We start from the raw sequence: 3615 nt of genomic DNA on the forward strand, positions 1-3615 counted from the left end.
CTACAGAATATGGCGATTTTTGGATTGGTCAAATTGCCACCAATTTTGTTAATTTTCGTCTGAGATAATTCTAAAAAACAATATTTTATCTCTGTTTTAAGGTAATTTATTCTGATTTAATTAGAGTATTTTCAGTTTTTACTCCTTTTGACTCAATGCAGATTAACATCCGTCAGTCAAACTGAAGTAATAGGGCAAGATATAAAGAGGCAAAAAGCATGAATAAGCATAAGGAAAGATTACGTGTCATCCTTGCTATATGCATCATTGTGGTTGGAGTAACACACTTTGTTGTTCCAGAAGAATATGTCAAAATTGTGCCGCCGCCACTACCTTACCCTTTAGGATTAGTTTATCTCAGTGGCTTTTATGAAATTTTGGGTGGTATCGGGTTATTAGTTCCGCCTGTAAGTCAAGCTGCTGCTTGGGGACTTCTTGCTCTTTTTATTGCTGTTTACCCTGCCAATATTTACATGGCGGCTAATCTTATTAAGATTGAACATATACCAAACTCACCTTGGGTACACGTAGTTAGACTTCCTCTTCAAGCTGTTTTGATTGCTTGGGCTTGGTGGTATACAAAATCTTCGTTTGGGGAAAAACAAGCTTCGATTGTTCCTAAGTCATTGATTCCCAAGGAACTAGAATGAGAATAAGTGCGTTTTTTATATCTGAATCATGCGCCTTACAACTTTATTTGGAATAACACTCTCGTTAGCAATAGGCATTGGAGAAGTTACGCCTCCGATGGCTCAAGCTGTGCAGCTTAGAGATGGTTTAGTCTATTTCGTCCAACCACCAAAACTTGTTAACGCGACAACTACTTATAAAGAGGTGAATGTTTGGGGCGCAACTTACTATTTCACCATCAATGTGCCGGAAAATGCTGGAGAATCCCTCCAAAAGGTAACGATCGCACAAAAAGAGGGGTCAGAAAACATCCGCTACAATCTTGATGATACCCGTGCATTTGTCGGAACACGCGATCGCAGAGAAACGCAACTAAAACTAGGCCCAGTCACAAACGAGCGCGACACACGCACGGTTTCTGTAAACTTTGACCCACCTGTAACTCCAGGACAGACAATTACCATCGCCCTCCGCCCTGTAAGTAATCCAAGCTTTTCTGGTGTTTACTTATTGGGTGTTACTGCATTCCCTGTGGGTGAAAAATCTCACGGTCAATTTCTTGGCTTTGGACGATTCCAGTTTTACAGCAATAGAGGAAGTTGGTAGTTTCCATAGAGGGAATAGGGAATGGGAAATGGGGAATATTTTCTACAAGTACGGCGTTGGGGATGGGTGTGGAAATATTTGTTAGATGCGTGGAGAAGTTTTTGCATTAATTGAGTAGGTGTAAATTAGCTGTTTTTTTACCCTGTTTAATTTACACCTAACTTTCCCAAGAAATTTCTCTTACTTGTCGCATTCGCTCAAAGTCGCTATCAAGTGATTTACAACGCTAGGCACACGTTCTATCAAGAAAGAACAGTGATTAGTATCTAAATAGATACATAATTAAAATTCTAGAGGTATCCGACTGTCATGAACTAGTTGCAAGCATTCTCTAATATCTGAACCTTCCCAACTACCGACAAATTCTAACAAATCTTCAGCAGTAGAACCTGTTAAGCTATGCTCTGTTGTAAGCATTTGAACAGATTGGCTATCTGAAGATATGCTGTTTATTTGATGTTCGACTTGCAAAAATTGTACAAAGTCTAAAATTTCCTGTAATAAGGGTTCAGTTAATTTTTCTAATTCTTGGTTAATTTGTTCTTTTATAGTCATTATTACCCCTGTATTTACATGGTTGAAAAACTGGGTATTAAATTTATATCTTAATCTAATGTTGATAGCAGCTTTTTGTATTTGCCAAGCGTGCGCCTTAGTAGGTGCTTATTTAAACATAACAGGTATCGAAAAGCTAGAACCTGCAGGCTTCGTGGAATATATCTTATTTACAAAGTTTTCCAAATCTCGAAAACGTTTATAGATTACAATTTACAAGTCTGGACGCGAGAGAAGAAGTATCGCGTTGTTATCATTAATAGCCGGAAGATGCCCTTGGAGGGCATAAAGGGAATAGTTGTATTCATCTTCTCTGGACAACCATCTACCTTTGAAGCGCCAGCCAACACAATCGCCCAAAAAACGCTCTGTTTCATAATCTACTTTGCCACCGCATTTTAGCCAAATGCGTTTTTGTACGCTAAAGCCAAAATGACCATTGCTGTATTTTACCCACAATTGATCAATTGTGCGTAAGTCTGTGCAGGGAAAATTTTCAATGGATTCATAATCAAGCCAGCCTTCCTTTTCTCTTTTGGCTACTTTCAGCATGACTCTGGTGGTTTCTTCGTCTGCTGCTTTCCATTGACCCGCTTTGAGTAAATTTTGTAGGTTTTGGTAATTGACCCCCACATCTGAAGCTAATATTAATACTTCTATACTCTCAATTTCTACAAAATACCTCCCCAGTTGCGAAGAGGAGAGTAAATTCAACCACTCTTCCATTGTCTGGGGTCGATCTTTTGCCTCTAATGCCATGCCTTGCAGAATCGCTTCATTTACAGCATCACTAAGACTAGGGACAAGTTGCTTTGGTGGTACTAATTCCTCTTGTTCATACTTACGGTTAAAGGAATTGGTGGGGCGTTGTCCAGTAATGGCATAGTACAATGATCCAGCTAAACAGTAGATATCAACTGTTGGGTGACGGATTCCTTTGTGTATTAACTCATAAGGTGCGAATGCTTTGTTACCAAAAGACCTAGACAGGGTGCTTGGTGGGGACATATCGCCGGCAATACCAAAATCTATCAGCACCGCTTTGCCAGAGTTAGGAATCCCTGAATTAAAGTTGAGCATAATATTAGGAGGAGTGACATCAAGATGAAAAACTCCTTTTTTATGTACCTCTACCAAAGCTAAACCCATTTGGCGGATGTATTTTATAGCTTCAGTTTCGGGTAATTTCCCTTGGCGTTGCACGTATTCCCATAAACTCTCGCCTGCTATATATTGCATTTCTAAGCAGTAGCGACCATTTTCTTCAAAAAAGTCGAATACTTGCACAATATGAGGATGTGAGTCTGTACAACACATTGCCAGCATCTGTGCTTCTTTTTTGAAGCGTTCAAGATATTTGGGATAGTCTGGATCTCGTTGGACGTTAATGTTGGGGGTTTTGATGACGACTCGGCGGTTTAGCTTGGTATGCATCGCTTGGTAGGTAAGTGCAAAACCACCACCACCCAAGTATTTTTCTATTTTGTATTTGCCGTTGTATATTAGCTGTCCTTCTTGCCAGAACATATACTCAGATTTATTGATGACTTATGTTGATTCTGACACGCTTTTGGTGTCACAAAAGCAACTAATGCGACTTGAAAACTAACTTTTGCATAAGTCTAGCCTAAACCTCGTCTACCTTGAGAACCGTAGTTTTGTAGGTTGGGTGCAGCGATCGCCATTGGTGTTAACTTAAGTTCAAACGCTTATCCCACAGGTGTTTTTCCCCCCTTAATCCCCTCTTATAAAGGGGGGAAAAAAGGAATTTGGTTCCCTCCCCTTTATAAGGTAATACGGTTCAGTTAAGGCTAAAACTCTTTG

At 39.7% G+C, this 3615-nt stretch carries 4 protein-coding genes; 2 read left to right on the top strand and 2 right to left on the bottom strand.

Annotation, left to right across the window (positions count from 1 at the left end; genetic code table 11):
• The first annotated feature begins 218 nt into the window (after positions 1-218).
• Positions 219-650 carry a DoxX family protein gene (locus tag IQ229_RS18175; RefSeq protein ID WP_194046119.1) on the top strand — a complete coding sequence of 144 codons (432 nt, stop codon included), beginning with the start codon at positions 219-221 and terminating at the stop codon, positions 648-650.
• A 28-nt stretch (positions 651-678) separates the two neighbouring features.
• Positions 679-1236, top strand: a complete 558-nt coding sequence (locus IQ229_RS18180) for a DUF2808 domain-containing protein (protein WP_194046121.1) — start codon at positions 679-681, stop codon at positions 1234-1236.
• A 282-nt stretch (positions 1237-1518) separates the two neighbouring features.
• Here IQ229_RS18180 and IQ229_RS18185 read toward each other — a convergent pair whose 3' ends face one another.
• Both IQ229_RS18185 and IQ229_RS18190 read right to left on the bottom strand, forming a co-directional pair.
• Entirely contained in the window at positions 1519-1791 is a 273-nt protein-coding gene (locus IQ229_RS18185; RefSeq protein WP_194046123.1) for a DUF2281 domain-containing protein, read from the bottom strand.
• Positions 1792-2004: 213 nt separating this feature from the next.
• Positions 2005-3318: a serine/threonine-protein kinase gene (locus IQ229_RS18190; RefSeq protein WP_194046125.1), complete on the bottom strand. Its 1314-nt coding sequence runs from the start codon at positions 3316-3318 to the stop codon at positions 2005-2007.
• Positions 3319-3615: the final 297 nt, after the last annotated feature.

The sequence above is a fragment of the Nostoc cf. edaphicum LEGE 07299 genome (assembly GCF_015207245.1).
Lineage (GTDB): Bacteria > Cyanobacteriota > Cyanobacteriia > Cyanobacteriales > Nostocaceae > Nostoc > Nostoc edaphicum_B.